Origin of the sequence: Bacteroides sp. 4_1_36, from assembly GCF_003466325.1 — a bacterium.
In the GTDB taxonomy this organism is placed as follows: domain Bacteria; phylum Bacteroidota; class Bacteroidia; order Bacteroidales; family Bacteroidaceae; genus Bacteroides; species Bacteroides uniformis.
Map to the genome: position 1 here is coordinate 163,590 of NZ_QSOX01000007.1, position 26,106 is coordinate 189,695.

Genomic DNA, 26,106 nt, shown 5'->3' on the forward strand with positions numbered 1-26,106 from the left:
CCGGATAGTCCTATGATACAACCTTATTTGCTCCCGACGTAAGCTTGCACGCCTCCGGTTCGCTCGCTATGAACGACTCGATGTGGCGAATGCGCTTTTCTGCCAAAATCTCGTCCACGGCAATTAGGATACCCGTTTCCTCCACATCTCCGAAACCGTAATTGATGGCTGTACCGAACATACGCATGGTAGGGCTGAGACTCATATAGGCATTCACCAGCGGGGGAATATTATACCCCGCCTTACGGATTTCACAATTCAAAATCTTATAGTCTTCCTTAAAAGAGTCTTTACAGAAGAGAGCCGCCAATTCATTCTCGTCCGATTCCAGAAGCAACGGCTTCATCGGAGTAATCAGGTTGTCCTTATCCGCAAAGTGTTTCCGAAGAAAATAAAGAATCTTATCACGACTCTGACGATGATAGCTGGGATACATAGTCACCTTTCCGAAGAAATACTTCACATTGGGCATGACTACGGTCAGTGCGCCCAAACCATCCCACAGATTATCCAACGCAAACAGACCTTTACTGTCTGCACGCGTAGACTGATACTCCAACGTAACGAACGAACGTCCTAACTCGATGGTCGTAGGAAGATAGTCCTTCAAAAACTTATCCGAAAAGTTAAACATATGGGCAGTTGCCAGAATAGGGGCACCATGTTCATCAAAACGCACATCCGTACCTAAGATATAACGGTATCCACCCAAAATTTCTTCTGCTTCCGGATTCCAGACAATCAACTGCTTGTACGGGTTGTCCATGATGTCATATTCATCAATATCCATAGACTTGCCCGTTCCTCCTCCCGCAGCACGGAATGCAATCTCGCGCAAACGGCCGATCTCCTTCATTGTATTCGGAGAGTCTTGGGCAGTAATGATATATATCTGATTATGACTTCTATTGGTCATGCGCAGACGCTTTTCCTCAGTCAACTCCGCTTTCAACAGCTCCTTGCTTATCGGTGCAATAACATCTTCCATATTTTTCTGTTAGTAGTTCTTCTTTAATATAAATACGGTCTCTCTACAATTTATATACAATATCCTTCACATATTGCGCCCATCCGGCCGGGCTTTTCGATTTGTCGAAAGTTTGCCAGGGGATAGGCTTCCCTATGGTGATGGTAAATGTTTTATGGCGATTCTTCAGCATTTCATCTGCCAGGTAAAGCATGGCGATATTGAACTTGATGCCCAACATCTTACAAAAATTGGCAAGATTATAAAAGAAGTTGGAGTTCCGCCCCTCGAAGTGGATGGGAACTACATCACGGTGGGCTTCGACACTCTTCACGATAAAGGTCTTTTTCCAATCCAAGTCACGGATGACCCCATTCTGCCTACGCGAACAAAGCCCTGCGGGAAACATGATGAGCTGATTGTCCGAAGCAAATCCCGCCTCCACCATTCTGGGGAAGTCTTTGGCCTGCTTTCCCGTCTTGTTGATGGGGATGCAAAGCGGCGCCAGTCCGTGCAGGTTCATCAGCAGGTCGTTGACCATATATTTCACCTTGCCACCATAAAAGGAGCCCAGGACATAACCCAGTGCCACTCCATCCTGCCCACCCAGGGGATGGTTGGACACAAAAGTATAAAGCCCTTCTTTAGGCAGATTTTCCTCCCCCTTTACCACAATATTGGCATCAAGGAACTCCAGACAAGCTTTCAGGAAATCTACACCGACTTTATCTTTCGACTCCCGCAAAAAGACATTCAATTCCTCTTGATGAACGATGTGCTTCAAATAAGAAACCACGAACTTGGGGATATACTTAGACTGCTTCGGAGCCTTTTCCCGAAGTATCTTGTCTATGTCAATCAAAAATAAAGAGTCGTCAGCCATTCTTCTTTTGATGAAATGAATGCGCAAAATTAACTCATCTTTTTAATTAATCGCAAAAAAATGACAGAAAACTGCACCCGAAATCTATCAAATAGCACCTAAAAACTGTCAATTGATAGTTTTTCCCCTAAAGTATGTTTGAAATCCGTCTGCCTGAAAGAGAAAACTTCCGTAAACTTGCAATATCAAGATTAACGAAAAAAAACATAGCACATATGAACAATATAACATTTAAAAAAGACCTGCTCGGAGTTCAAGACGATTTATTGCGTTTTGCATACAAACTTACTTCCGACCGTGAAGAAGCCAACGACCTCTTGCAGGAAACATCCCTGAAAGCTCTGGATAACGAAGAGAAGTATACGCCCGATACTAATTTCAAAGGATGGATATACACCATCATGCGCAATATCTTCATCAACAATTACCGCAAAGTGGTGCGTGACCAGACTTTCGTGGATACCACGGACAATCTCTATCACCTGAACCTGCCGCGCGACGCCGCTTTTGAAAGCACAGAAAGCGCATATGACCTGAAAGAGATGCACCGCATTGTCAACGCCCTTCCACGGGAGTACAAGATTCCCTTCTCCATGCATGTCTCCGGCTTCAAATACCGCGAAATTGCAGAGAAGCTAGGGTTGCCCTTAGGCACGGTAAAGAGCCGCATTTACTTCACCCGCCAAAAACTACAACAAGACTTGAAGGATTTTGTTTAAGCACTCAGCATATAAAACCAGTGATTTCCATAAATTAAGAAGAGTACAGATTTTAGTTGTATCAAAAGAGAGAAAGGCAGGCCGGGACAATCCCGCGTCTGCCTTTCATGGTCTCGCCCCTTGTATTTCGTACACAAACTCATTCAAGCCGTTACGCTTTGCGACAATATTATTTACAAAAATCAGGATAGCAATCTCTGGCTACATCCCACTTTTCCACCTATCCGAGGCACTGAAAGCTAACCAAAGCCACCCGAAAACTGCCAATTGTTAGATTTTACCCCAAAGAGAGTTTGATTTCCGTCTATCAAAAAGAGAAATCATCCGTAGCTTTGCATCATCAATAAAACGAACAATAATTTAAAAAACATCCATTATGAATAATAGAACATTTACCCAAGACCTACTCGGAGTTCAAAACGACTTATTACGCTTTGCATATAAATTAACCTCCGACCGCGAAGAGGCCAACGACCTGCTTCAAGAGACATCCCTGAAAGCTCTGGACAATGAAGAGAAGTACACACCTGATACCAACTTTAAAGGATGGATATATACCATCATGCGTAATATTTTCATCAACAATTACCGTAAAGTGGTACGTGACCAGACATTTGTAGATACCACAGACAATCTCTATCATCTGAACACGCCGCACGACCTCACACTCGACAGCACAGAAGGCGCCTACGACCTGAAGGAAATGCACCGCATTGTCAATGCCTTGCCACGTGAGTACAAGATACCTTTCTCCATGCATGTCTCCGGTTTCAAGTACCGTGAAATCGCAGAAAAGCTGAACCTCCCACTTGGAACAGTAAAGAGCCGCATCTTCTTTACCCGCCAGAAACTGCAACAGGAACTGAAAGATTTCAGATAAGAGAATACGGCAACCTAAGAATTGTTTATTAATTGGCCGGATAAAAAAGTAAATATGCTTATCTTTGGGCAATCATGGGACACAAACCAAGATACCTAAAGAAAAACCGAGTAATTAATAAACAACATGAAGAAACAGACAATCATTACAGCCTGCACATTTGCAGCAATGACAATGGCTACTCCTGCCGTTTTTGCCGTACAGCCGGCCATGAGTAACCACGTATGCGCCTCCGACGCTATCAAGAAAGACAACCGACCGGTAGAATCAAAACGACTGTTCCGTTCCAAAGCCGTAGAAGAACAAATTCAACGGATACAGCAGCTGCTGAAAAATCAGAAGCTGTCATGGATGTTCACTAACTGCTTTCCCAACACGCTGGACACCACCGTCCATTTCCGCAAGGACAAGAAAGACGGGAAGCCCGACACATTTGTCTACACCGGAGATATCCATGCCATGTGGCTCCGCGACTCAGGTGCGCAGGTGTGGCCCTACGTACAGCTGGCCAATGAAGACAAGGAACTGAAGACGATGCTTGCAGGAGTCATCAACCGCCAATTCAAGCTGATTAATGTAGACCCGTTTGCCAACGCCTTCAACGACGGCCCCATCCCCGACGGACACTGGAAAACCGACCTTACCGACATGAACGACGAGGTGCACGAGCGTAAATGGGAAATCGATTCACTGTGTTATCCGCTACGCCTTGCCTACCATTACTGGAAAACGACCGGTGATACAAGCATCTTCGATGCCGAGTGGATAAAAGCAATCCAAAACATCCTGACCACCTTCCGCGACCAACAGCGCCGTGACGGACGCGGTTCCTACCATTTCCAGCGGGTAACTGAACGCGCACTGGACACGATGACCAACGACGGCTGGGGCAATCCGGTGAAACCGGTCGGACTGATTGCATCTTCTTTCCGCCCTTCCGATGACGCCACCACCTTCCAATTCCTGATACCCTCCAACTTCTTCGCCGTATCTTCGCTGCGTAAGGCAGCCGAGATTCTGACTGAAGTCAATAACCGCCCGGAGCTTGCAAAAGAATGTACCGATCTGGCCGGAGAAGTAGAAACCGCCCTACGAAAATACGCTACCTACAACCATCCCAAATACGGCACCATCTATGCCTTCGAGGTAGACGGTTTCGGCAACCACCTTCTGATGGACGACGCCAATGTACCGAGCCTTATCGCACTGCCCTATCTGGGCGATGTGGACATCAACGATCCTATTTACCAGAACACCCGTCGTTTCGTATGGAGCGAGGATAACCCATACTTCTTCAAAGGTACGGCAGGCGAAGGCATTGGAGGTCCGCACATCGGCTACGACATGATTTGGCCGATGAGCATCATGATGAAAGCCTTCACAAGCCAGAACGATGAAGAGATTAAAACTTGCGTGAAGATGTTGATGGATACAGAAGCCGGAACCGGCTTTATGCACGAGTCTTTCCACAAAGACAATCCCGCCAAGTTCACCCGCGCCTGGTTTGCATGGCAAAACACATTGTTTGGCGAACTCATTCTAAAACTGGTGAACGAGGGCAAGCTAGACTTGCTGAACAGCATACAGTAAAAAAACATTTATCCCCCCTGGATTCTGTGGATGAATGTAATAATCAACCACTCCAGGGGGAATATTATCACTCCTCCCTCCCATCATCTTCCGGTAAGTAGTAACGTTCACAAAATAGACGGGAAGTTAACAAAAAAAGTTTCAGAAGTTAATACTAAAACAAGAAAGAGTTAAGAAAGAGCTTTATCCCAAACTTTGGTTTTTCCAAACCAAGCCTGGGGATAGAGAAACCAAGTCTTGGTTTAGATATCCGCAAAGCTGGGAAAGAAGTTTCCCACCCAAGACACCATTCCACCAACAAGCGACTTTCAAACCAAAGACCGTCATCCTCAACCGAATCTTTTCAAAAGAGACTACACGAATCCCCCACCAGCAAAGCGTTTCAAAAGCAGCTTCATTATCAAATGAATAAGCTATCAACAAGGTGTTGAAAACTTCTTCCTAAGATTTTAGTTAAAAGATTGTGGGGAATTGTGGGGAAATGTGTATTTTTACCGTCGCTTATTATAATAAGGTGAGAAATGATACAATTTTTAGGTAATATCGAGGCTAAGGCGGATGCAAAAGGAAGAGTTTTCATCCCGGCCACCTTCCGGAAACAGCTGCAAGCCGCTTCTGAAGAAAGACTCGTGTTGCGTAAGGACGTGTATCAGGATTGCCTGGTGCTCTACCCGGAAAGTGTATGGTTTGCCACTCAAAACCAACTTCGCTGCCGGCTGAATAAATGGAACGCCAAACAACAAATGATTTTCCGCCAGTTCGTAAGTGACGCGGAAGTCATGACCCCTGACGGGAACGGACGCATCCTGCTCCCAAAACGTTACCTGCAAATGGCGGGTATACAAAGTGATGTCCGCTTCATTGGTGTGGACAACACAATAGAAATCTGGGCTAAGGAACGTGCCGACCAACCATTCATGAACCCCGACGAGTTCAGCGAGGCTCTTGAAGAACTGCTGGGAGACGAAAATATTTGTTGTGACGAAAATAAGCTATAAACAACAGATGATGAAAGAAGAAACAACATATCACATCCCCGTATTGCTGATGCCGAGCGTAGATGCAATGAACATCCGTCCGGACGGCACGTATGTAGACGTAACGTTTGGTGGAGGAGGACATTCGCGCGAGATACTGTCCCGCCTGGAAGACGGCGGCCGACTGCTGAGCTTCGACCAGGACGAGGATGCGGAACGTAACATTGTGAACAACCCGCATTTTACATTCGTACGCAGCAACTTCCGCTACCTGCACAACTTCCTACGCTATCACGGCATCGAAAAAGTGGATGCCATACTTGCCGACCTCGGCGTATCTTCCCATCACTTTGATGACAGCGAACGGGGATTCTCCTTCCGCTTCGACGGGGCACTGGATATGCGTATGAACAAGCGTGCCGGCCTGACCGCTGCCGACATCGTGAATACCTACGAAGAAGAAAAGCTGGCCGATATTTTTTATCTGTACGGCGAACTGAAGAACAGCCGGAAACTGGCATCTGTCATCGTTAAGGCACGGGCTACGCAGAAAATTGCCACCATCGGCGAATTTCTGGAAATCGTCAAGCCACTCTTCGGCCGCGAACGCGAGAAGAAAGAACTGGCAAAAGTATTCCAAGCATTGCGCATTGAGGTAAACCAGGAAATGGAAGCACTGAAAGAAATGCTGTATGCGGCAACAGAAGCGCTAAAGCCGGGAGGCCGCCTGGTGGTGATAACCTATCACTCCCTGGAAGACCGTATGGTGAAGAATATCATGAAAACCGGCAACGTGGAAGGCAAGGCCGAAAAAGATTTTTTCGGGAACGTATTGACCCCGTTCCGGCTAGTCAACAACAAAGTGATTGTACCGGACGAGGAAGAGATAGAGCGCAATCCGCGTTCGCGCAGCGCCAAGCTGAGAATTGCAGAAAGAGTAATGAATGATTAGTGACTAGCAATGGAAAAGAAGCAAGAAGAAAAGAATACGGAAAAGGTGAAAAAACGCACCTCACTGAAGAACATCATCGGAGGCGACATTCTGGCCACAGACTTCTTCCGCCGCCAAGCCGGATTGTTGTTCCTTATCATGGTGCTTATCATTATTTACATCAACAACCGTTACGAATGCCAACTGCAACTGATAGAGATAGACAATCTTAAAAAAGAGCTGATAGACATCAAGTACGATGCCCTGACACGCAGTTCGGAATTGATGGAGCGGAGCCGCCAATCGCGCATCGAGGAATACATCGCCACCAAAGAAAGCGATTTGCAGACTTCCACTAATCCACCGTACTTACTAAAATAATGGAGAATTGAGGATTAAAGTAATTTCAATAGTACATCGTAAATCGTTAAATCGTAAATAACATTGGCTGTAAATAAAAAAAACATAATGACCCGTTACTTCTTCGTCGTCCTACTCATGGGGTTGGTGGGGATAGCTATTGTTGTGAAAGGCGCCATGATTATGTTTGCCGAGCGACAGTACTGGCACGATGTAGCCGACCGCTTCGTAAAAGAGAATGTAACGGTGAAGCCCAACCGGGGAAATATCCTGTCCTCGGATGGCAAACTGATGGCAAGTTCGCTGCCGGAATATAAAATATATATGGACTTCATGTCCGGCGAAAGGGACGAGAAGCGCCGCAAAAAGGACCAGCAGCGCAAGGATTCTATCTGGAAAGCCAATTTCGATTCCATCTGTATCGGGCTTCATCAGATTTTTCCGGACATCAGTGCCGCCACCTTCAAAAGCCATCTGCGCAAGGGGCGGGAGATGAAGAGCCGGAACTACAACATTCTTCCCAACCGCAACCGGCGCATCTCTTACATTCAGTATAAGGAAGCCAAGCGGTTACCCGTATTCAAGATGAACAAGTACAGAGGCGGGTTCCACGAACAGATATACAACCAGCGTAAAAAGCCGTTCGGTTCTTTGGCAGCCCAAACCCTGGGCCGTCTCTATGCCGATACAGCCATGGGAGCCCGTAACGGCATTGAACTGGCCTTCGACACCCTGCTGAAAGGACGGAACGGTATTACCCACCGTCAGAAGGTGATGAATAAATACCTGAATATCGTAGACCTTCCCCCGGTAGACGGTTGTGACATCATATCCACCCTCGACGTAGGCATGCAGGACATCTGCGAAAAAGCCCTGGTAGACAAGTTGAAGGAAATCAATGCCAATGTCGGGGTAGCCGTACTGATGGAAGTGGCTACCGGAGAAGTAAAGGCCATTGTCAACATGATGAAAGCCGGAGACGGCAATTACTACGAAATGAACAGTAATGCCATCAGCGATATGTTGGAACCGGGCTCCACCTTCAAGACAGCCTCCATTATGGTGGCACTGGAAGATGGCAAGATAACCCCGGATACCGAGGTAGACACGGGCAACGGTATTATGAATATGTACGGCAGCAAGATGAGAGACCACAACTGGCACCGGGGAGGTTATGGAAAGATAGATGTGACACGTATTCTGGAAGTTTCTTCCAATGTGGGCGTCTCCTACCTCATCGACAAGCACTACAAGGATAATCCGCAGAAGTTCGTGGACGGTTTGAAGCGCATGAGCATCGACCAGCCGCTTCATCTGCAAATACCCGGTGAAGGGAAGCCCAACATCAAAGGACCCAAAGAGCGTTATTTTGCCAAAACGACTTTGCCGTGGATGAGTATCGGCTACGAGACTCAGGTACCTCCTATGAACATACTGACCTTCTACAATGCCATAGCCAACAACGGGGTCATGGTACGCCCCAAGTTTGTGAAAGCAGCGGTAAAGGACGGTGAGGTAGTGAAAGAATATCCTACGGAAGTAATCAATCCCAAGATATGTTCCGACCATACCCTGACACAGATCCGCGAAATCCTTCGGAAAGTGGTATCGCAAGGTCTGGCAAAACCCGCCGGCAGCAAGCAATTCTCCGTATCGGGCAAGACGGGTACGGCACAGATTTCACAAGGAGCCGCCGGATATAAGTCGGGACGGGTGAATTACCTTGTAAGTTTCTGCGGATATTTCCCCTCGGAAGCACCCAAATACAGTTGCATCGTTTCCATTCAGAAGCCTGGGTTACCAGCTTCAGGCGGTCTGATGGCAGGTAGTGTCTTTGGGAAAATAGCAGAAAGAGTTTATGCCAAAGACCTGCGTTTTGACATACGCAGTGCCATAGACAGTACCACCAATGTGATTCCTCCCGTGAAAGCCGGAGAGATGAACGAAGCACTCCTTGTACTGAATGATTTGAAAGTGCCCGTTCAGAAACAGTTCGCCGGACAAAAGAAAAAGGAACAGTGGGGGCATACACAAGCAGCTCCGTCGGCAGTCATCCTGCAAGACCAGGAACCGGCCTCGGGCACCGTGCCCAGCGTGGTAGGTATGGGAGCGAAAGATGCTGTCTACCTTTTAGAGAGTAAAGGACTGAAAGTAAGGCTAAACGGCGTAGGACGGGTGAGGAACCAGTCCATAGCAAGCGGTAGCCGGATAGTGAAAGGACAAACCATAGCCCTGACACTACGTTAACATGAGAATAAACAAGATTTGGATATACACTATATATAATAAGGTATGAGATTAAGTGATTTGTTGCAAACAATACAGCCGGTCCGGATTACCGGAAGTACAAGCATGGAGATAACGGGGGTGAATATAGATTCCCGCCTGATAGGAACCGGACATCTGTTCATGGCCATGCGTGGTACGCAGACCGACGGGCATGCCTACATTCCGGCTGCCATCGATAAAGGGGCTGTTGCAGTATTGTGTGAAGAATTGCCGGAAGAGCTTAAGGCCGGCATCACCTACATTCAGGTGAAAGACAGTGAAGATGCCGTAGGGAAAGTGGCTACCACTTTCTATGGCGACCCTACATCCAAGATGGAACTCATCGGCGTGACCGGAACCAACGGAAAAACAACCGTTGCCACCTTATTATATAATACTTTCCGCTATTTCGGCTACAAGGTCGGACTGGTTTCCACTGTATGCAATTACATCGACGACCTGCCCGTACCGACCGAACACACCACCCCGGACCCGATAACCCTGAACCGCCTGCTCGGAGAAATGGCAGATTCCGGCTGCAAGTATGCCTTCATGGAAGTCAGTTCCCATTCCATTGCCCAGAAGCGCATCAGCGGTCTGAAGTTTGCCGGCGGTATTTTCACTAATCTGACCCGCGACCATCTGGATTATCATAAAACGGTGGAGAACTACCTCAAAGCCAAGAAAAAGTTCTTCGACGAACTGCCAAAAGGAGCTTTCAGCCTGACCAACCTGGATGACAAGAACGGACTTGTGATGACGCAGAATACCCGTTCGAAGGTATACACCTACTCTTTGCGTAGTCTTAGCGACTTCAAAGGCAAAGTCTTGGAGTCTCATTTCGAGGGAATGTTGCTCGACTTCAACAATCACGAACTGGCAGTACGTTTCATCGGAAAGTTCAATGCCTACAACCTGCTGGCGGTATTCGGTACTGCCGTATTGCTTGGCAAGAAAGAAGAGGATGTACTGGTTGCCCTCAGCACGCTGCATCCGGTAACCGGCCGCTTCGATGCCATCCGTTCACCGAAAGGCTACACCGCCATTGTGGACTATGCGCATACTCCAGACGCCCTGGTCAATGTATTGAACGCCATTCACGGAGTGCTGGAAGGAAAAGGGAAAGTGATTACCGTTGTGGGCGCCGGCGGCAACCGCGACAAAGGCAAGCGTCCCATCATGGCCAAAGAATCCGCCCGCTTGAGCGACCGGGTCATCATCACCTCCGATAACCCGCGCTTTGAAGAGCCGCAGGACATCATCAACGACATGCTGGCGGGACTGGATAAAGACGACATGCAGAAAACCATCAGCATCACCGACCGCCGCGAAGCCATCAAGACAGCCTGCATGCTGGCACAGCCGGGAGACGTGATTCTCGTTGCAGGCAAGGGGCATGAGAATTATCAGGAGATTAAAGGCGTGAAACACCATTTTGACGACAAAGAGATATTAAATGAAATAATGTGCTGATATGCTAATGTGCTAATTGCCATGCGTCATGTAGGATATTCATTCCTTTACCAGCAGATATACCAGACTATCAATTAGCATATTGGCACATTAGCACATTAAACAATTAAATAATTAACATCATGTTATACTATTTATTTCAATGGTTAGACAAATATGACTTCCCCGGTGCGGGCATGTTTGGCTATACATCCTTCCGTTCGTTGATGGCAATCATTCTGGCATTGCTCATTTCGAGTATCTGGGGAGATAAGTTCATCAATCTACTGAAACGCAAGCAGATTACTGAAACGCAACGTGATGCCAGCATCGACCCGTTCGGCGTAAACAAGGTGGGAGTACCCAGCATGGGCGGTGTCATCATTATTTTTGCCATACTCATTCCTTGCCTACTACTGGGCAAATTGAGCAATATTTATATGATATTGATGCTGATTACCACAATCTGGCTGGGGTCGCTGGGCTTTGCCGACGACTACATCAAGATATTCAAGAAGGACAAGGAAGGCCTGCACGGTAAGTTCAAAATCATCGGTCAGGTAGGCTTGGGACTTATCGTCGGACTGACTCTCTACCTCAGTCCGCAGGTGGTTATCCGCGAGAACATAGAAATAGAGAAACCGGACGGACAGATAGAAGTGGTGCATGCCGCCAAGGAAATCAAGGCAACACAGACCACCATCCCATTCTTCAAGAGCAACAACTTCGACTATGCCGACCTAGTGGGCTTCATAGGTGAACATGCCCAGACAGCAGGTTGGATACTGTTTGTGATTATCACGATTTTCGTAGTTACCGCCGTCAGCAACGGAGCCAACCTGAATGACGGAATGGACGGAATGGCGGCAGGGAACTCTGCCATTATCGGACTGACCTTGGGAATACTCGCCTACGTATCGAGCCACATTGAATATGCCGGCTACCTGAATATCATGTACATTCCCGGCTCGGAAGAACTGGTAATCTTTATCTGTGCCTTCATCGGTGCACTTATCGGCTTCTTGTGGTACAATGCCTATCCGGCCCAGGTATTCATGGGCGATACGGGCAGTCTGACCATTGGAGGAATCATCGCAGTATACGCCATCATTATTCACAAGGAACTGCTGATACCCATCCTTTGCGGTATCTTCCTGGTGGAGAACCTTTCGGTCATCCTGCAACGCCTCTATTACAAGGCAGGCAAGCGGAAAGGCGTGAAACAACGTCTCTTCAAAAGAACACCGATACACGACCACTTCCGCACTTCCATGAGCCTGATAGAGCCGGGATGCAGCGTAGTATTCACCAAACCGGACAAGCTGTTCCACGAATCCAAAATCACCATCCGCTTCTGGATTGTGACGATTGTATTGGCAGCGATAACGATTATAACATTAAAGATTAGATAATAATTATTCAATATGCCAATGTGCTAATTGCCATGCGGCACGACAGCGCAGCTCATTAGCACATTGGCACATTAATCATATTAGTACATTATGAGAATTGTAGTATTAGGAGCTGGCGAAAGCGGCGCAGGCGCTGCCGTACTGGCCAAAGTGAAAGGATTCGACACGTTCGTCTCCGACATGTCCGCCATCAAAGACAAATACAAGGAACTGCTGGATAAATACGGCATTGCCTGGGAAGAGGGACACCACACAGAAGAGCTGATTCTGAATGCTGACGAAGTAGTGAAAAGCCCCGGTATTCCCAACGACGCTCCGCTCATTATGAAATTAAAGGAAAAAGGTACGCCCATCATCTCTGAGATAGAGTTTGCGGGACGGTACACTGACGCAAAGATGGTCTGTATCACCGGCTCGAACGGAAAGACTACAACCACCTCGCTCATTTATCACATCTTCAAGAGTGCAGGCCTGAACGTCGGCCTCGCCGGCAACATCGGCAACAGCCTGGCCTTGCAGGTAGCCACGGAGCAGCATGATTACTACGTCATTGAGCTGAGTTCCTTCCAGCTGGACAATATGTATAACTTCCGTGCCAACATTGCCGTACTGATGAACATCACACCAGACCACTTGGACCGTTACGACCACTGTATGCAGAAATATGTGGACGCCAAATTCCGCATCACCCAAAACCAGACACCGGAAGACGCTTTTATCTTCTGGAACGACGACCCCATCATCAAGCGCGAGCTGGACAAGCATGGCCTGCGCGCCCATCTCTACCCGTTCGCTGCCGTGAAGGAAGACGGGGCCATCGCATACGTGGAAGACGGTGAAGTGGAAATCAACGAACCGATAGCCTTCAATATGGAGCAAGAGGAGCTGGCGCTGCACGGCACACACAACCTATACAATTCGTTAGCCGCCGGCATCTCGGCCAATTTGGCCGGCATCCGGAAAGAATATATCCGCAAAGCCTTATCCGACTTCAAGGGAGTGGAACACCGGTTGGAGAAAGTAGCCACCGTACGCGGCGTGAGCTTCATCAACGATTCCAAGGCTACGAACGTAAACTCCTGCTGGTATGCCCTGCAAAGCATGACCGGCAAAACCGTACTTATCCTCGGCGGTAAGGACAAAGGAAACGATTACACGGAAATCGAAGACCTCGTACGCGAAAAGTGCTCTGCCCTGGTCTATTTGGGATTGCACAACGAAAAGCTGCACGCCTTCTTCGACCGTCTGGGACTGCCCGTAGCCGACGTGCAGACCGGCATGCAGGATGCCGTAGAAGCAGCCTTCAAACTGGCAAAGAGAGGTGAAACCGTGTTGCTCAGCCCTTGCTGTGCCTCCTTCGACCTCTTCAAGAGCTATGAGGACCGCGGCGAGCAGTTCAAAGCATGTGTCAGAGCACTATAAAAGACAAGTGCCGTATGAGACCGTCAACTTGTAATTCTTTAATTATTAATTTTTAATTTGCGAAGCATTGGATTTATTAAAGAGCATATTCAAAGGCGATAAAGTGATTTGGATTATTTTCCTTTTCCTTTGCCTCATCTCCATCACAGAGGTATTCAGTGCTGCCAGTACGCTGACCTACAAGAGTGGCGACCATTGGGGACCGATTACGCAACACAGCATCCTCCTGATGGTAGGCGCCGTCATTGTAGTACTGGTACACAACATCCCCTATAAATGGTTTCAGGTGTTCCCGGTATTCCTGCTTCCGATATCCATCGGACTGCTGGCTTTTGTGATGCTGATGGGATTCATTACCGGCGACCGCGTAAACGGCGCAGCCCGCTGGATGACCTTCATGGGTATTCAGTTCCAGCCGTCGGAAATAGCGAAGATGGCCGTCGTCATCGTTACCGCCTTTATCCTCTCGAAAGGGCAGGATGAAGACGGTGCAAGTCCGAAAGCCTTTAAGCGCATCATGATTATTACCTGCATTGTCTGTGGCCTTATCCTGCCGGAAAACTACTCGACGGGAATGCTGCTCTTCGGAACGGTCTACCTGATGATGTTCATCGGGCGGGTATCTGCCAGGAAACTGCTGATACTGGGAGGAGGGATTGTGGCATTCGTAACAGTCTTTGTCGCCTTCCTGCTGGCCACGCCAGACAAGACATTGGAAAATATACCGATGGGGCACCGCTTCACCACTGTAAAATCCCGTATTGCAGACTTTACCAACAAGGAGGAAGTTCCTGCCGCCAAATTCGACATCGACGGCGACGGGCAAGTGGCACATGCCCGTATTGCCGTAGCTACGAGCAACGTTGTAGGCAAGGGTCCGGGAAACTCCGTACAGCGTGACTTTCTGAGCCAGGCATTCTCCGATTTCATCTATGCCATCATCATCGAGGAACTGGGACTGGTAGGCGGAATAGTCGTTGTGTTCCTTTATGTCTGCCTATTGGTGCGAGTGGGCCGTATCGCCAAAAAATGCGACCGCACTTTCCCCGCTTTCCTCATTACCGGAATAGCCTTGCTGCTCGTCACGCAGGCGCTGTTCAACATGATGGTTGCCGTAGGTCTGGCACCCGTCACGGGACAACCGCTTCCACTCATCAGCAAGGGTGGTACATCCACTTTCATCAACTGTGCCTACATCGGCATGATACTGAGTGTCAGCCGCTATACAGCCAAGCTGGAGGAACAGCGGATGCATGATGCGCAAGTGCCGATGCTGATAGATGCCGGAAATGCCGAGAACCCGGAACAACCGGCCGATAGCGAAGCACAGACAGCCGCCGAGCCGACAGCAAAGGTACTGAACAGTGATGCGGAGTTTGAATAACAGCCTCTCCCCCAACCCCTCCCCCGTAGGGAGGGGAGAAAAGAATAATTGAGTAATGGAGAGCATGCCAATAATACAAAAATAAAAAAGAACAAGAATATGAGTAAAGAGGCGAACAACTATACAACCCAAAGTAACTCTACCCCTCTCCCTACGGGGAAGGGGGTGAGGCTTATCATCAGCGGCGGCGGTACCGGAGGACATATCTTTCCGGCCATCTCCATCGCTAACGCCATAAAAGAGTTGTGTCCCGACGCGGAGATTCTCTTCGTAGGTGCCGAAGGAAGAATGGAAATGCAGCGTGTTCCAGATGCCGGTTACCGGATTATAGGCTTACCCGTTGCCGGATTCGACCGTAAACATCTGTGGAAGAACTTCTCCGTACTGCTGAAACTGATACGAAGCCAGTGGAAAGCACGGAGCATCATCAAGGAGTTCCGCCCGCAAGTAGCCGTCGGTGTAGGTGGCTATGCCAGTGGTCCTACGCTGAAAATGGCGGGCATGATGGGTATTCCCACGCTGATACAAGAACAGAATTCCTACGCCGGTGTCACCAACAAGCTGCTGGCACAGAAGGCATGCAAGATTTGCGTGGCCTACGAAGGTATGGAAAAATTCTTCCCGGCAGAAAAGATAATCATGACAGGTAATCCGGTGCGCCAGAACCTGCTCGGACATTCCATCCTGCACGCAGACGCCGTAAAGTACTTCGGATTGAACCCGGAAAAGAAGACTATCCTCATTCTGGGCGGCAGCCTGGGAGCCCGCACCATCAACCAGACATTGACTGCCGGCCTGGATATCATTCGTACCCACCCCGACGTACAGTTTATCTGGCAGACTGGCAAGATATACATTGACCAAGTCAGAGAAGCCATTACAGCCACTACGGGAGAAGCCGTACGTAACCCGCATATCAGTGCCATTCCGAATCTGTATGTGACGGACTTCATTAAGGATATGGCAAACGCCTATGCCGCTGCCGATCTGGTGATTTCACGTGCCGGAGCCGGTTCCATCTCCGAGTTCTGCCTGCTGCACAAGCCGGTCATCCTGGTTCCCTCACCCAATGTGGCCGAAGACCATCAGACCAAGAATGCGCTGGCGCTGGTGGATAAGGATGCAGCTATCTATGTGAAGGATGTGGAAGCGAAAGAGAAGCTGCTGCCGGTGGCGTTGGAGACAATCGCTAACCCCGAGAAGCTGCAAGACTTGAGCAAGAATATCGCCAAGCTAGCGTTGCCGGACTCGGCGACAATTATTGCGAAGGAGGTATTGAAGAGCCTCTCCCCTTGTCCCTCCCCCGTAGGGAGGGGGGAATAGATAGTACTGCTATCGTTCTTTTTATAATATCATACTTTTGGAAGAAGAGTTTGAAGAAAAAATTTGAATATGAATAAAAATATAAGCAATAGTAACTCATCTCCCCTCCCTACGGGGGAGGGGCAGGGGGTGAGGCTTGAAGCCATCCACTCCGTTTATTTCGTCGGTGCCGGCGGCATCGGCATGAGCGCTCTGATACGCTATTTCCTCTCTAAAGGAAAGACAGTAGCGGGCTACGACCGTACGTCGAGCGAACTGACAGAACGTCTGATTACGGAAGGAGCACAGATACACTACGAAGAGGATATCGACCTTATTCCGGAGGAGTGCAAAGACAAGGCAAGCACGCTCGTGGTCTATACCCCCGCCGTGCCGCAAGGGCATGCAGAACTGACCTATTTCCGTGAAAACGGCTTCAACATACATAAGCGCTCCCAAGTATTGGGCATCATCACCCGCAGCAGTAAAGGCCTGTGCGTGGCAGGTACGCATGGCAAGACTACCACCAGCACCATGGCTGCCCACCTGCTGCACCAGTCACACGTGGGCTGCACCGCCTTCCTCGGAGGCATTTCGAAGAACTACGGTACGAATCTGCTGCTTTCCGCCACCAGCCCTTATACCGTTATCGAAGCGGATGAGTTCGACCGCTCCTTCCACTGGCTATCGCCCTGGATGAGTGTCATTACTGCCACCGACCCCGACCACCTGGATATATACGGCACCAAAGAAGCCTATCTCGAAAGCTTCCGCCACTACACCACGCTTATCCAGCCGGGCGGCGCCCTGATTCTGCACAAAGGACTGGAAATGCAAGCCGACGTACAACCGGGCGTCACCACCTATACCTACTCGCGCAACGAAGGCGACTTCCATGCCGAGAATATCCGCATCGGAAACGGTGAAATCTTCATCGACTTCGTGGCGCCTGACACCCGCATCAACGATATTCAGTTGGGGGTTCCCGTCAGTATCAACATCGAGAATGGTGTTGCCGCCATGGCACTCGCCCATCTCAGCGGTGCCACCGACGAAGAAATCAAGCAAGGCATGGCAAGCTTCCGCGGAGTGGACCGCCGCTTCGACTTCAAGCTGAAGAACGACCGGATTGTATTCCTCAGCGATTACGCCCACCACCCTGCCGAAATAGCCCAAAGCGTGAAGTCCGTCCGCGAGTTGTACCAAGACAAGAAGATAACCGTCATCTTCCAGCCCCACTTGTACACCCGTACTCGCGACTTCTATCGTGACTTTGCAGACAGCCTTTCCCTATCCGACGAGGTGATTCTGACAGAGATATACCCTGCCCGCGAGCAACCGATTCCCGGCGTGACGAGTCAGCTGATTTATGACAACCTCCGCCCCGGCATCGAGAAATGCATCTGTAGGAAAGAAGACGTCCTCAGCCTCCTCGCCCAAAAGCACACCGAAGTATTGGTAGTGCTGGGAGCCGGAGACCTGGACAACTATGCGCCCCAAATCACCCAACTATTATCAGAAAAATATCATGGTTAAAAGGATTCTACTTTCTATCGTTCTGTTGCTTGTCATTGCTTACCTGGTAGTGGCTGTCACAGCTTTCAACCGCAAGCCCACCTCGCAGGTGTGCCAAGACGTGGAACTGGTGATAAAAGACACGGTATATGCCGGCTTCATCACGAAGAAGGAAGTAGCTACCCTGCTGGAAAAGAAAGGTATCAGCCCCGTTGGGAAAGACCTGGAACGCGTGCGCACCAAGACCTTGGAGCGCGAACTTGCCAAGCATCCCCTCATCGACCAGGTGGAGTGCTACAAGACCCCGAGCGGCAAGCTCTGCATCGAAGTGACCCAGCGCATCCCCATCCTGCGCGTGATGAGCGCCAACGGCGAAAACTACTATCTGGACAACAAAGGTATCGTGATGCCCCCCGATGCAAAGTGCGTTGCACACCTCGCCGTTGTAACCGGAAATGTAGAAAAGTCGTTTGCCATGAGGGATTTATATAAGTTTGGTGTATTTTTGCAAAAGAATTCTTTTTGGAATGCACAGATAGAGCAAATTCACGTATTGCCCGGCAAGAACATCGAGTTAGTGCCCCGTGTCGGCGACCATCTTATCTATTTAGGCAAGATTGCCGGATTCGAGAAGAAGCTGAAACGTGTAAAGGCATTCTACGAAAGAGGATTGAACCAGGTGGGTTGGAACAAATACTCCCGTATCAGCGTTGAATTTGATAATCAAATCATCTGCACAAAGAGAGAGTAGAGAAAGGGATTTACTAATAGCCCTTCTTTATCAAAGCGCAGCAAATAGTAAATTGTAAATAGTAAAATAGTAAATAAATAGATATGGCAACAACAGATTTCATCGCCGCTATCGAGTTGAGTTCTTCCAAGATTTCCGGTATCGCAGGAAAGAAGAGCAGTGACGGAAGTATCCAGGTGTTGGCTTATGCACGCGAAGATGCATCCCCGTTTATACACAAAGGGGCCATCTACAACATTGACAAGGCCGCACAAGCGCTGACTTCCATCATCAACAAGCTGGAAGGCCAGTTGAACAACTCCATCGCCAAAGTATATGTAGGCATCGGCGGACAATCATTGCGCACGGTGAGGAATGCGGTAAGCCGTACGCTGGAGGAAGAGAGCATCATTTCGCAAGAACTGGTAGACGAGATTTGCGACGAGAACCGTGATGTACCCTTGGTAGACATGAGTGTGCTGGATGTAGCCCCGCAAGAATACAAGATAGACAACACGCTGCATGTGGAGCCCGTAGGAGTTGCCGGAAGATACATCACCGGGCAGTTCCTCAACATCGTAGCGCGTGCCTCGCTGAAGAAGAACCTCGAACACAGCTTCGAGCAAGCCAAAGTGGAAATTGCCGACGACCTGCTCGTGGCTCCCACTGCGTTGGCCAAAGCCGTGCTGACCGAAAACGAGATGCGTTCGGGCTGTGCACTGGTGGACTTCGGTGCCGACACCACCACCGTGCTGGTCTATAAGAACAATATCCTGCGCTACCTCAGCGTACTGCCGCTGGGTGGAAACAACATTACCCACGACATCACTTCCCTGCAAATGGAAGAGGAAGATGCCGAGAAGCTGAAACTGCAATACGGTAATGCCCTCTACGAGGAGGAAGAAGACGCCGAGACCCCTGCCGTATGCACGTCGGAAGACGGCCGTACCTTCGAACTGGCCCTGCTGAACAATATTATTGGAGCACGTGCAGAAGAAATTCTTGCCAACGTATGGAACCAGTTGCAACTTTCCGGCTACGAGGACAAACTTTTCTCCGGTGTTGTATTCACCGGTGGAGGAGCCAATCTGAAGAATCTTGAGAAAGCCTTCCATAGAGTGAGCAAGATTGAAAAGGTAAAGACCGCCAAGTTCGTACAGACCACCGTCCACACACGCAGCGACGAGCCCAAGAAGGACGGCATGCACAACACACTGCTGGGCCTGCTGGCTGCCGGCAACGAGAATTGCTGCCTGCAAGAGGTGAAGCCGGTACAGCAGCCTGCCTCCAATGTTCCTCCCAAACCGGTCGACATATTCGTTGACGACGAAGCGCTGAAAGAGCAGGAAGCCGCCGCACGCGCCGCCAAGGCACAGCGCGAGAAGGAAGAGAAAGAACGCAAGGAGCGTGAGCGCAAAGAAAGGGAGCTGCGCGAAAAGGAAGAAAAGAAGAAGAAAAAGAAAGAAGGCCCCAGCTGGTTCGAAAAGACTTTCAACAAGCTTTCCAACGAAATCTTCTCGGACGACGATATGAAGTAATAATGTGATAATGTGCCAGAAAATTAAGTTATTATGGAAGATATAGTACAATTCGATTTCCCGACCGATTCACCGAAAATCATTAAAGTAATCGGTGTAGGCGGAGGTGGCGGCAATGCCGTGAACCATATGTACCGGGAAGGTATACACGACGTGACGTTCGTACTGTGCAACACAGACAACCAAGCGTTGAAGGACTCTCCCGTGCCCGTGAAGTTACAGCTTGGGAAAGAAGGCCTGGGAGCCGGAAACCGCCCTGCCCGTGCCCGCAAGGCAGCAGAAGAGAGCATCGAAGACATCAAGAATATGCTGAACGACGGCACCAAGATGGTATTCATCACTGCCGGAATGGGCGGTGGTACCGGTACGGGTGCCGCACCCATCATTGCACAAACCGCCAAGGAAATGGACATCCTGACCATCGGCATCGTCACCATCCCTTTCCGCTGGGAGGGCGACAAGAAGATAGACCAGGCACTGGATGGCGTAGAGGAAATCAGCAAGCACGTAGATGCCCTGCTGGTCATCAACAATGAAAAGCTGAGCGAGATATACAGCGAGCTATCCGTAGACGACGCGTTTGACAAGGCCGACGACACCCTTTCGGTAGCCGCCAAGAGTATTGCCGAAATCATCACCCTGCATGGAAAGGTGAACCTCGACTTCAACGACGTGAAAACAGTGCTGAAGGACGGCGGCGTAGCCATCATGAGTACCGGCTACGGCGAAGGTGAGAACCGTGTCAGCGAAGCCATCAAGAACGCGCAGCACTCGCCGTTGCTGAACAACAACGACATCTTCAACTCCAAGAAAGTACTCCTCAACATCTCTTACAGTGCACAATACAAGCTGATGATGAGCGAAATGGACGAGGTGAAGGAGTTCATGAACCGTTTCAGCCGCGACTTCGAAACCAAATTCGGTATGGCCATTGACGACAAGCTGGAACAGAAAGTGAAAATCACCCTGCTTGCCACCGGTTTCGGTATCCAGGACATCCACATGAAGGAGATGGACGACCGCATCACCCAGCGCACCGCCGAAGAACAGCAACGCCTTGCCGAGCTGGAGGAGGAAGAGGAACAGAGACGCAACCGCCGCGAAGTGTACTATGGCAAGGATGCCAATGCCCGTTCCCAGCGCAGCCGCCGTCGCCATATCTATCTCTTCAATCCCGAAGACATGGACAACGCCGACATCATCAGCATGGTAGAGAATTCTCCGACCTATCTGCGTGACAAAAGCACGCTGAACAGCATCAAGATGAAGGCAGAGCAGGAAGGGCAGCTCGCCACCGAAGCCGCGCAAGAGGCAGAAGGCGGTGCAGGGGGAGTCATCACCTTCTGATTTTTCCGTTCCCGATATGTAAAACCATCCTCCTCCCCTTCGGGGGAACAGGAGTAAACCTATAACAATATGGATTTATTTGAAAAAGTCAGCGAAGACATTAAAACAGCCATGAAAGCCAAAGACAAAGTGGCTCTCGAAACATTGAGAAACGTAAAGAAAGTATTCCTTGAAGCCAAAACCGCTCCCGGAGCCAACGATACCCTGAGCGATGCAGATGCTTTGAAGATTATCCAAAAACTGACCAAGCAAGGCAAAGACGCCGCTGAAATCTATGTACAGCAAGGTCGCCAGGACTTGGCAGACGATGAGCTGGCACAAGTAAAGGTGCTTGAAACCTATCTGCCCAAGCAGATGAGCGCCGAAGAACTGGAGGCAGCCTTGAAGGAAATCATAGCCGAAGTCGGCGCCACCAGCGGCAAGGACATGGGCAAGGTGATGGGTGTAGCCAGCAAGAAACTTGCCGGACTTGCCGAAGGCCGCGCCATCTCAGCCAAAGTAAAAGAGTTGCTGGGATAAAGAAATACACTTCCCCTATCATATAAGCCGTGCTTCAACAGAGGGACTCAGCGTCCAAAGTCTGTTGAACACGGCTTTTTACATACCAATCCATATCCTCCCCCACAAGAGATTATACGCTATCTATCAACGCATTATATTTACCGACCGTTTACCATAAGATGTAAAAGCCGTTACCTAATGATGTAACGACGGTTACCCTATATTGAAACGGTCGTTACCCTATATTGTAACGACCGTTACAGCTTATCGTAACGACCCTTACAGCAGTAAGTAAAACTCCCTACTCCTATAATAAAGGCAGCGCACACTTATTGGGCCGTTACATCGACGATAATCAATCAAAAAGCTCCTTCAATACCTCAAGTGATTTCAATACCGGGAAATCCGGCAGATGCAGACGATAATATTCATTCACAATGTTCAGGCAGCGGGTACGCTCCAACCGGTTCATGGTGAAAAGATGCATCGTTTCATAATTCATGCGCATCAGCTGTGTCAGGCGGGCCGCCTCCTCGGGAGCGATGTAATTGGAATGGAGCTGCGGACGCAAGGGAGTGAAACAAGCATTCTGCAAATCGAAGTAATCTCCGGCATGATAATCCTCCAGGTTGGGATACAAACCGAGAAAACGGGAAAGGCGCATCAGGAAGACCAGATGGAAATTGGCAAACCCCTCCCTGCATTCATCCAGCCAGATGACGGAATGATACAGATAAGCAAACAGCGGACGGTTCTCTGCCTCCTCCCGGACGGCGCGATAAAGGAATTCCGAAAGAAACAAAGCGATGGCAGATTTGTAGGGATCGTAGGGAAGCGTGGCGAAAGGATAAAGAGACTTCGCCTCCTTCACCTTATATATAGTGGCATTAGGACGGAAATCGGCTTCAAGTTCCACCAATGCCAGCGGCTGGAAGAGTACCGGCTTCACCGCCGCCTTGCGCGAACGGGGTATGGACACCATGAAGGAAGCCCTGCCAGCCACCTCCGTATAGATGTCTGCAATGAGAGATGTATCCTTATATTTCAAGGTATGCAGCACAATTCCCAGTGTTTTCTGTAACATTCCCGATTTCTTTATCTGGTTTCAATCTGATAACAAAGCTACAAAAAAAGCCCGAAAGAAGAGAAACAAAAGGAGAAGAATAAAAAAACAAGGTAAGGAGTGTAAAAAGCAAAAGCACGTATTATACTGATTTTCAACAAACAAGACGCTAACCTAGGACAAAAAGCTACAAAAAGCTATATTTTTTTCTTGCGAATGTTTTGGTAATTCAAAAATAGTTTCTACCTTTGCATCCGCAAACGAGAAATAAAGGCTCTTTGCAAGAGCGGAAACGCTCACCAAAGGATGGCCCGTTCGTCTATCGGTTAGGACGCAAGATTTTCATTCTTGAAAGGGGGGTTCGATTCCCCCACGGGCTACAAAATAAAAAAATAAACGAATTAAAAAAGATTAGTCGAGATGGCAAATCATAAATCATCACTGAAGAGAATCAGACAAGAAGAAACAAGAAGACTTCACAACAGATATTATGGCAAGACCATGAGAAACGCTGTTCGTAAGCTTCGTGCTACTACAGACAAAGCTGCAGCAACAGCAATGTATCCGGGTATCACAAAACTGTTGGATAAATTGGCTAAGACTAATGTAATCCACAAGAACAAGGCTAACAACCTGAAGTCAAAATTGGCTATCTATATCAACAAGTTGGCTTAAGTTGACTGTTACACAAAAGATATTACAAGGCTGGACTTTTTAGTCCGGCCTTTCTCATTTATACCTCTCTATTTACCTGCTTCCACACAAGTTTCTTTTCTGTGCTAAAAAGCTGTAAACTACCCGAATTTATCCGTTTGTTTAGCACCATATCCCGAGGATTTTCACTATATTTGCTCTGTTATTACAATAAGGAAAAAAGATTATGACTGAAGAACAGATTCACTCCAATAACGGGAGCTATTCTGCCGAAAACATCCAGGTACTGGAAGGTTTGGAAGCAGTGAGAAAGCGTCCCGCGATGTATATTGGCGACATTAGCAGCAAAGGACTTCACCACCTGGTGTACGAGGTTGTGGACAACTCCATCGACGAGGCACTTGCCGGCTATTGCGACCACATCGAAGTCACCATTAACGAGGACAACTCCATCACCGTACAAGACAACGGACGTGGTATCCCGGTAGACTATCACGAAAAGGAAAAGAAATCCGCACTGGAAGTTGTAATGACCGTACTGCATGCCGGAGGTAAGTTCGACAAAGGTTCCTACAAGGTATCGGGAGGTCTGCATGGTGTAGGTGTATCTTGCGTAAACGCCTTGTCTACACACATGACTACCCAGGTTTTCCGTAACGGAAAAATCTATCAGCAGGAATATTCCTGCGGACATCCGCTCTACTCCGTCAAGGAAGTGGGCACAACAGACATTACCGGTACACGCCAGCAGTTCTGGCCGGACGATACCATCTTTACGGAAACAGTCTACAACTATGATATCCTTGCCACCCGCATGCGCGAGTTGGCTTACCTGAACGCAGGCATCAAGATTTCACTGACCGACCTTCGCGTAAAGGACGAAGAGGGAAATGCCAAGAAGGAAATCTTCTACTCGGAAGAAGGCCTGAAGGAATTTGTGCGCTACGTGGACTCCTCACGCGAACACTTCATGAACGATGTAATCTACATCAACACCGAGAAGCAAGGCACACCGGTGGAAGTAGCCATCATGTACAACACTTCTTATAACGAAAATGTACACTCTTACGTAAACAACATCAATACCATTGAAGGGGGTACCCACTTGGCAGGTTTCCGCCGTGCACTGACCCGTACGTTGAAAAAATACGCCGAAGACAACAAGATGCTGGAGAAAGCCAAGGTAGAGATTGCAGGCGACGACTTCCGCGAAGGATTAACTGCCGTTATCTCCATCAAGGTGGCAGAGCCTCAGTTCGAAGGACAGACCAAGACAAAGCTGGGTAACAACGAAGTGATGGGCGCCGTAGACCAGGCTGTGGGCGAGGCCCTCACCTACTACTTGGAGGAACACCCGAAGGAAGCCAAGCTGATTGTAGACAAGGTGATTCTTGCCGCCCAGGCACGTATCGCCGCACGTAAGGCACGCGAATCCGTACAACGCAAATCGCCGATGTCCGGCGGTGGCATGCCCGGTAAGTTGGCCGACTGCTCCAGCAAGGACCCGGAAGAATGCGAATTGTTCCTCGTCGAGGGTGACTCGGCAGGCGGTTCAGCAAAGCAAGGCCGTAACCGTGCGTTCCAAGCTATCCTGCCGCTTCGCGGTAAGATTCTGAATGTGGAAAAGGCCATGTGGCACAAGGCATTCGAGAGCGACGAAGTAAACAATATCATCCAGGCGCTGGGCATCCGTTTCGGCGTGGACGGTGAAGACAGCAAAGAAGCGAACATTGACAAGTTGCGTTACAAGAAGATTATCATCATGACCGATGCCGACGTCGATGGTTCTCACATCGACACGCTGATTATGACGCTTTTCTTCCGTTACTTCCCACAAGTCATCCAGCAGGGTTGCTTGTACATCGCCACTCCTCCCCTTTACCTTTGCACCAAAGGCAAGGCGAAAGAGTATTGCTGGACAGACCAGCAGCGCCAGAAGTTCATCGACACTTACGGCGGCGGTTCGGAAAACGCAGTACACACCCAACGCTACAAAGGTTTGGGTGAAATGAACCCGGAACAGTTGTGGGAAACCACCATGAATCCGGAAAACCGCATGCTGAAGCAGGTGCATCTTGAAAATGCGGCCGAAGCCGACTATATCTTCTCCATGCTGATGGGCGAAGACGTGGGCCCGCGCCGCGATTTCATCGAAAAGAATGCAACGTATGCAAATATTGACGCTTAATTAATTTAATAACCAACCTCACA

General features: G+C 49.0%; 22 protein-coding genes and 1 tRNA gene. 20 read left to right on the top strand and 3 right to left on the bottom strand.

Going from position 1 to position 26,106, the window contains the following annotated elements:
* Positions 1–10: 10 nt before the first annotated feature.
* Entirely contained in the window at positions 11–988 is a 978-nt protein-coding gene (locus tag DXD65_RS09220) for a GNAT family N-acetyltransferase (RefSeq protein ID WP_005830370.1), read from the bottom strand.
* A gap of 43 nt (positions 989–1,031) precedes the next feature.
* Positions 1,032–1,850, bottom strand: coding sequence for a 1-acyl-sn-glycerol-3-phosphate acyltransferase (locus tag DXD65_RS09225; protein WP_005830371.1), 819 nt, complete (start codon positions 1,848–1,850; stop codon positions 1,032–1,034).
* 215 nt (positions 1,851–2,065) lie between these two features.
* Here DXD65_RS09225 and DXD65_RS09230 point away from each other — a divergent pair, with 215 nt between their 5' ends.
* The 17 genes from DXD65_RS09230 (at position 2,066) to DXD65_RS09315 (ending at position 22,196) form a co-directional block, all read left to right on the top strand.
* Positions 2,066–2,569, top strand: coding sequence for an RNA polymerase sigma factor (locus tag DXD65_RS09230; protein WP_008662699.1), 504 nt, complete (start codon positions 2,066–2,068; stop codon positions 2,567–2,569).
* 376 nt (positions 2,570–2,945) lie between these two features.
* Entirely contained in the window at positions 2,946–3,449 is a 504-nt protein-coding gene (locus DXD65_RS09235) for an RNA polymerase sigma factor (RefSeq protein ID WP_005830374.1), read from the top strand.
* A 168-nt stretch (positions 3,450–3,617) separates the two neighbouring features.
* Complete coding sequence (locus DXD65_RS09240; RefSeq protein ID WP_085931532.1) at positions 3,618–5,039, top strand: glycoside hydrolase family 125 protein; 1,422 nt, start codon at positions 3,618–3,620, stop codon at positions 5,037–5,039.
* Positions 5,040–5,560: 521 nt separating this feature from the next.
* Positions 5,561–6,037, top strand: coding sequence for a division/cell wall cluster transcriptional repressor MraZ (gene mraZ / locus DXD65_RS09250; protein ID WP_005834563.1), 477 nt, complete (start codon positions 5,561–5,563; stop codon positions 6,035–6,037).
* Between the two features lie 10 nt (positions 6,038–6,047).
* Positions 6,048–6,968, top strand: a complete 921-nt coding sequence (rsmH, locus tag DXD65_RS09255; protein ID WP_117887578.1) for a 16S rRNA (cytosine(1402)-N(4))-methyltransferase RsmH — start codon at positions 6,048–6,050, stop codon at positions 6,966–6,968.
* Between the two features lie 9 nt (positions 6,969–6,977).
* Positions 6,978–7,328 (top strand): FtsL-like putative cell division protein, encoded by a 351-nt coding sequence (locus DXD65_RS09260; RefSeq protein ID WP_005830386.1) that lies wholly within the window; start codon positions 6,978–6,980, stop codon positions 7,326–7,328.
* Between the two features lie 87 nt (positions 7,329–7,415).
* Positions 7,416–9,554 (top strand): penicillin-binding protein, encoded by a 2,139-nt coding sequence (locus tag DXD65_RS09265; RefSeq protein WP_005830388.1) that lies wholly within the window; start codon positions 7,416–7,418, stop codon positions 9,552–9,554.
* A gap of 45 nt (positions 9,555–9,599) precedes the next feature.
* Positions 9,600–11,048 (top strand): UDP-N-acetylmuramoyl-L-alanyl-D-glutamate--2,6-diaminopimelate ligase, encoded by a 1,449-nt coding sequence (locus tag DXD65_RS09270; RefSeq protein WP_009037699.1) that lies wholly within the window; start codon positions 9,600–9,602, stop codon positions 11,046–11,048.
* A gap of 122 nt (positions 11,049–11,170) precedes the next feature.
* Complete coding sequence (gene mraY / locus DXD65_RS09275) at positions 11,171–12,439, top strand: phospho-N-acetylmuramoyl-pentapeptide-transferase (protein ID WP_117887573.1); 1,269 nt, start codon at positions 11,171–11,173, stop codon at positions 12,437–12,439.
* An 87-nt stretch (positions 12,440–12,526) separates the two neighbouring features.
* Positions 12,527–13,861 (top strand): UDP-N-acetylmuramoyl-L-alanine--D-glutamate ligase, encoded by a 1,335-nt coding sequence (murD, locus tag DXD65_RS09280; RefSeq protein WP_117887574.1) that lies wholly within the window; start codon positions 12,527–12,529, stop codon positions 13,859–13,861.
* Between the two features lie 67 nt (positions 13,862–13,928).
* Entirely contained in the window at positions 13,929–15,245 is a 1,317-nt protein-coding gene (locus tag DXD65_RS09285) for an FtsW/RodA/SpoVE family cell cycle protein (protein ID WP_005834555.1), read from the top strand.
* 99 nt (positions 15,246–15,344) lie between these two features.
* Complete coding sequence (murG, locus tag DXD65_RS09290; protein ID WP_117878562.1) at positions 15,345–16,568, top strand: undecaprenyldiphospho-muramoylpentapeptide beta-N-acetylglucosaminyltransferase; 1,224 nt, start codon at positions 15,345–15,347, stop codon at positions 16,566–16,568.
* 69 nt (positions 16,569–16,637) lie between these two features.
* Complete coding sequence (gene murC, locus DXD65_RS09295; protein WP_229094599.1) at positions 16,638–18,083, top strand: UDP-N-acetylmuramate--L-alanine ligase; 1,446 nt, start codon at positions 16,638–16,640, stop codon at positions 18,081–18,083.
* Entirely contained in the window at positions 18,076–18,813 is a 738-nt protein-coding gene (locus DXD65_RS09300; RefSeq protein WP_009037695.1) for a cell division protein FtsQ/DivIB, read from the top strand. The genes murC and DXD65_RS09300 overlap by 8 nt, the downstream gene beginning before the upstream one ends.
* An 83-nt stretch (positions 18,814–18,896) precedes the next feature.
* Positions 18,897–20,330, top strand: a complete 1,434-nt coding sequence (gene ftsA / locus DXD65_RS09305; RefSeq protein ID WP_005834548.1) for a cell division protein FtsA — start codon at positions 18,897–18,899, stop codon at positions 20,328–20,330.
* Between the two features lie 33 nt (positions 20,331–20,363).
* The gene (gene ftsZ / locus DXD65_RS09310) at positions 20,364–21,677 is read left to right on the top strand and encodes a cell division protein FtsZ (protein ID WP_009037694.1); all 1,314 of its coding nucleotides are present in this window, start codon (positions 20,364–20,366) and stop codon (positions 21,675–21,677) included.
* Positions 21,678–21,746: 69 nt separating this feature from the next.
* A complete protein-coding gene (locus tag DXD65_RS09315; RefSeq protein ID WP_005830410.1) occupies positions 21,747–22,196 on the top strand; it encodes a GatB/YqeY domain-containing protein in 450 nt (149 codons plus the stop codon).
* A 337-nt stretch (positions 22,197–22,533) separates the two neighbouring features.
* Here the strand turns inward: DXD65_RS09315 and recO are convergent, their stop codons facing one another.
* Positions 22,534–23,262: a DNA repair protein RecO gene (recO, locus tag DXD65_RS09320; protein WP_005830412.1), complete on the bottom strand. Its 729-nt coding sequence runs from the start codon at positions 23,260–23,262 to the stop codon at positions 22,534–22,536.
* 287 nt (positions 23,263–23,549) lie between these two features.
* Here recO and DXD65_RS09325 point away from each other — a divergent pair.
* The 3 genes from DXD65_RS09325 to gyrB all read left to right on the top strand — a co-directional run bounded on the left by DXD65_RS09325 (position 23,550) and on the right by gyrB (position 26,083).
* Positions 23,550–23,621: transfer RNA gene (locus tag DXD65_RS09325), tRNA-Glu, on the top strand.
* A 40-nt stretch (positions 23,622–23,661) separates the two neighbouring features.
* On the top strand, positions 23,662–23,916 hold the full coding sequence (gene rpsT / locus DXD65_RS09330) for a 30S ribosomal protein S20 (RefSeq protein WP_005830420.1): 255 nt from the start codon (positions 23,662–23,664) through the stop codon (positions 23,914–23,916).
* A 205-nt stretch (positions 23,917–24,121) separates the two neighbouring features.
* Positions 24,122–26,083: a DNA topoisomerase (ATP-hydrolyzing) subunit B gene (gyrB, locus tag DXD65_RS09335; protein ID WP_005830422.1), complete on the top strand. Its 1,962-nt coding sequence runs from the start codon at positions 24,122–24,124 to the stop codon at positions 26,081–26,083.
* Positions 26,084–26,106 lie beyond the last annotated feature (23 nt).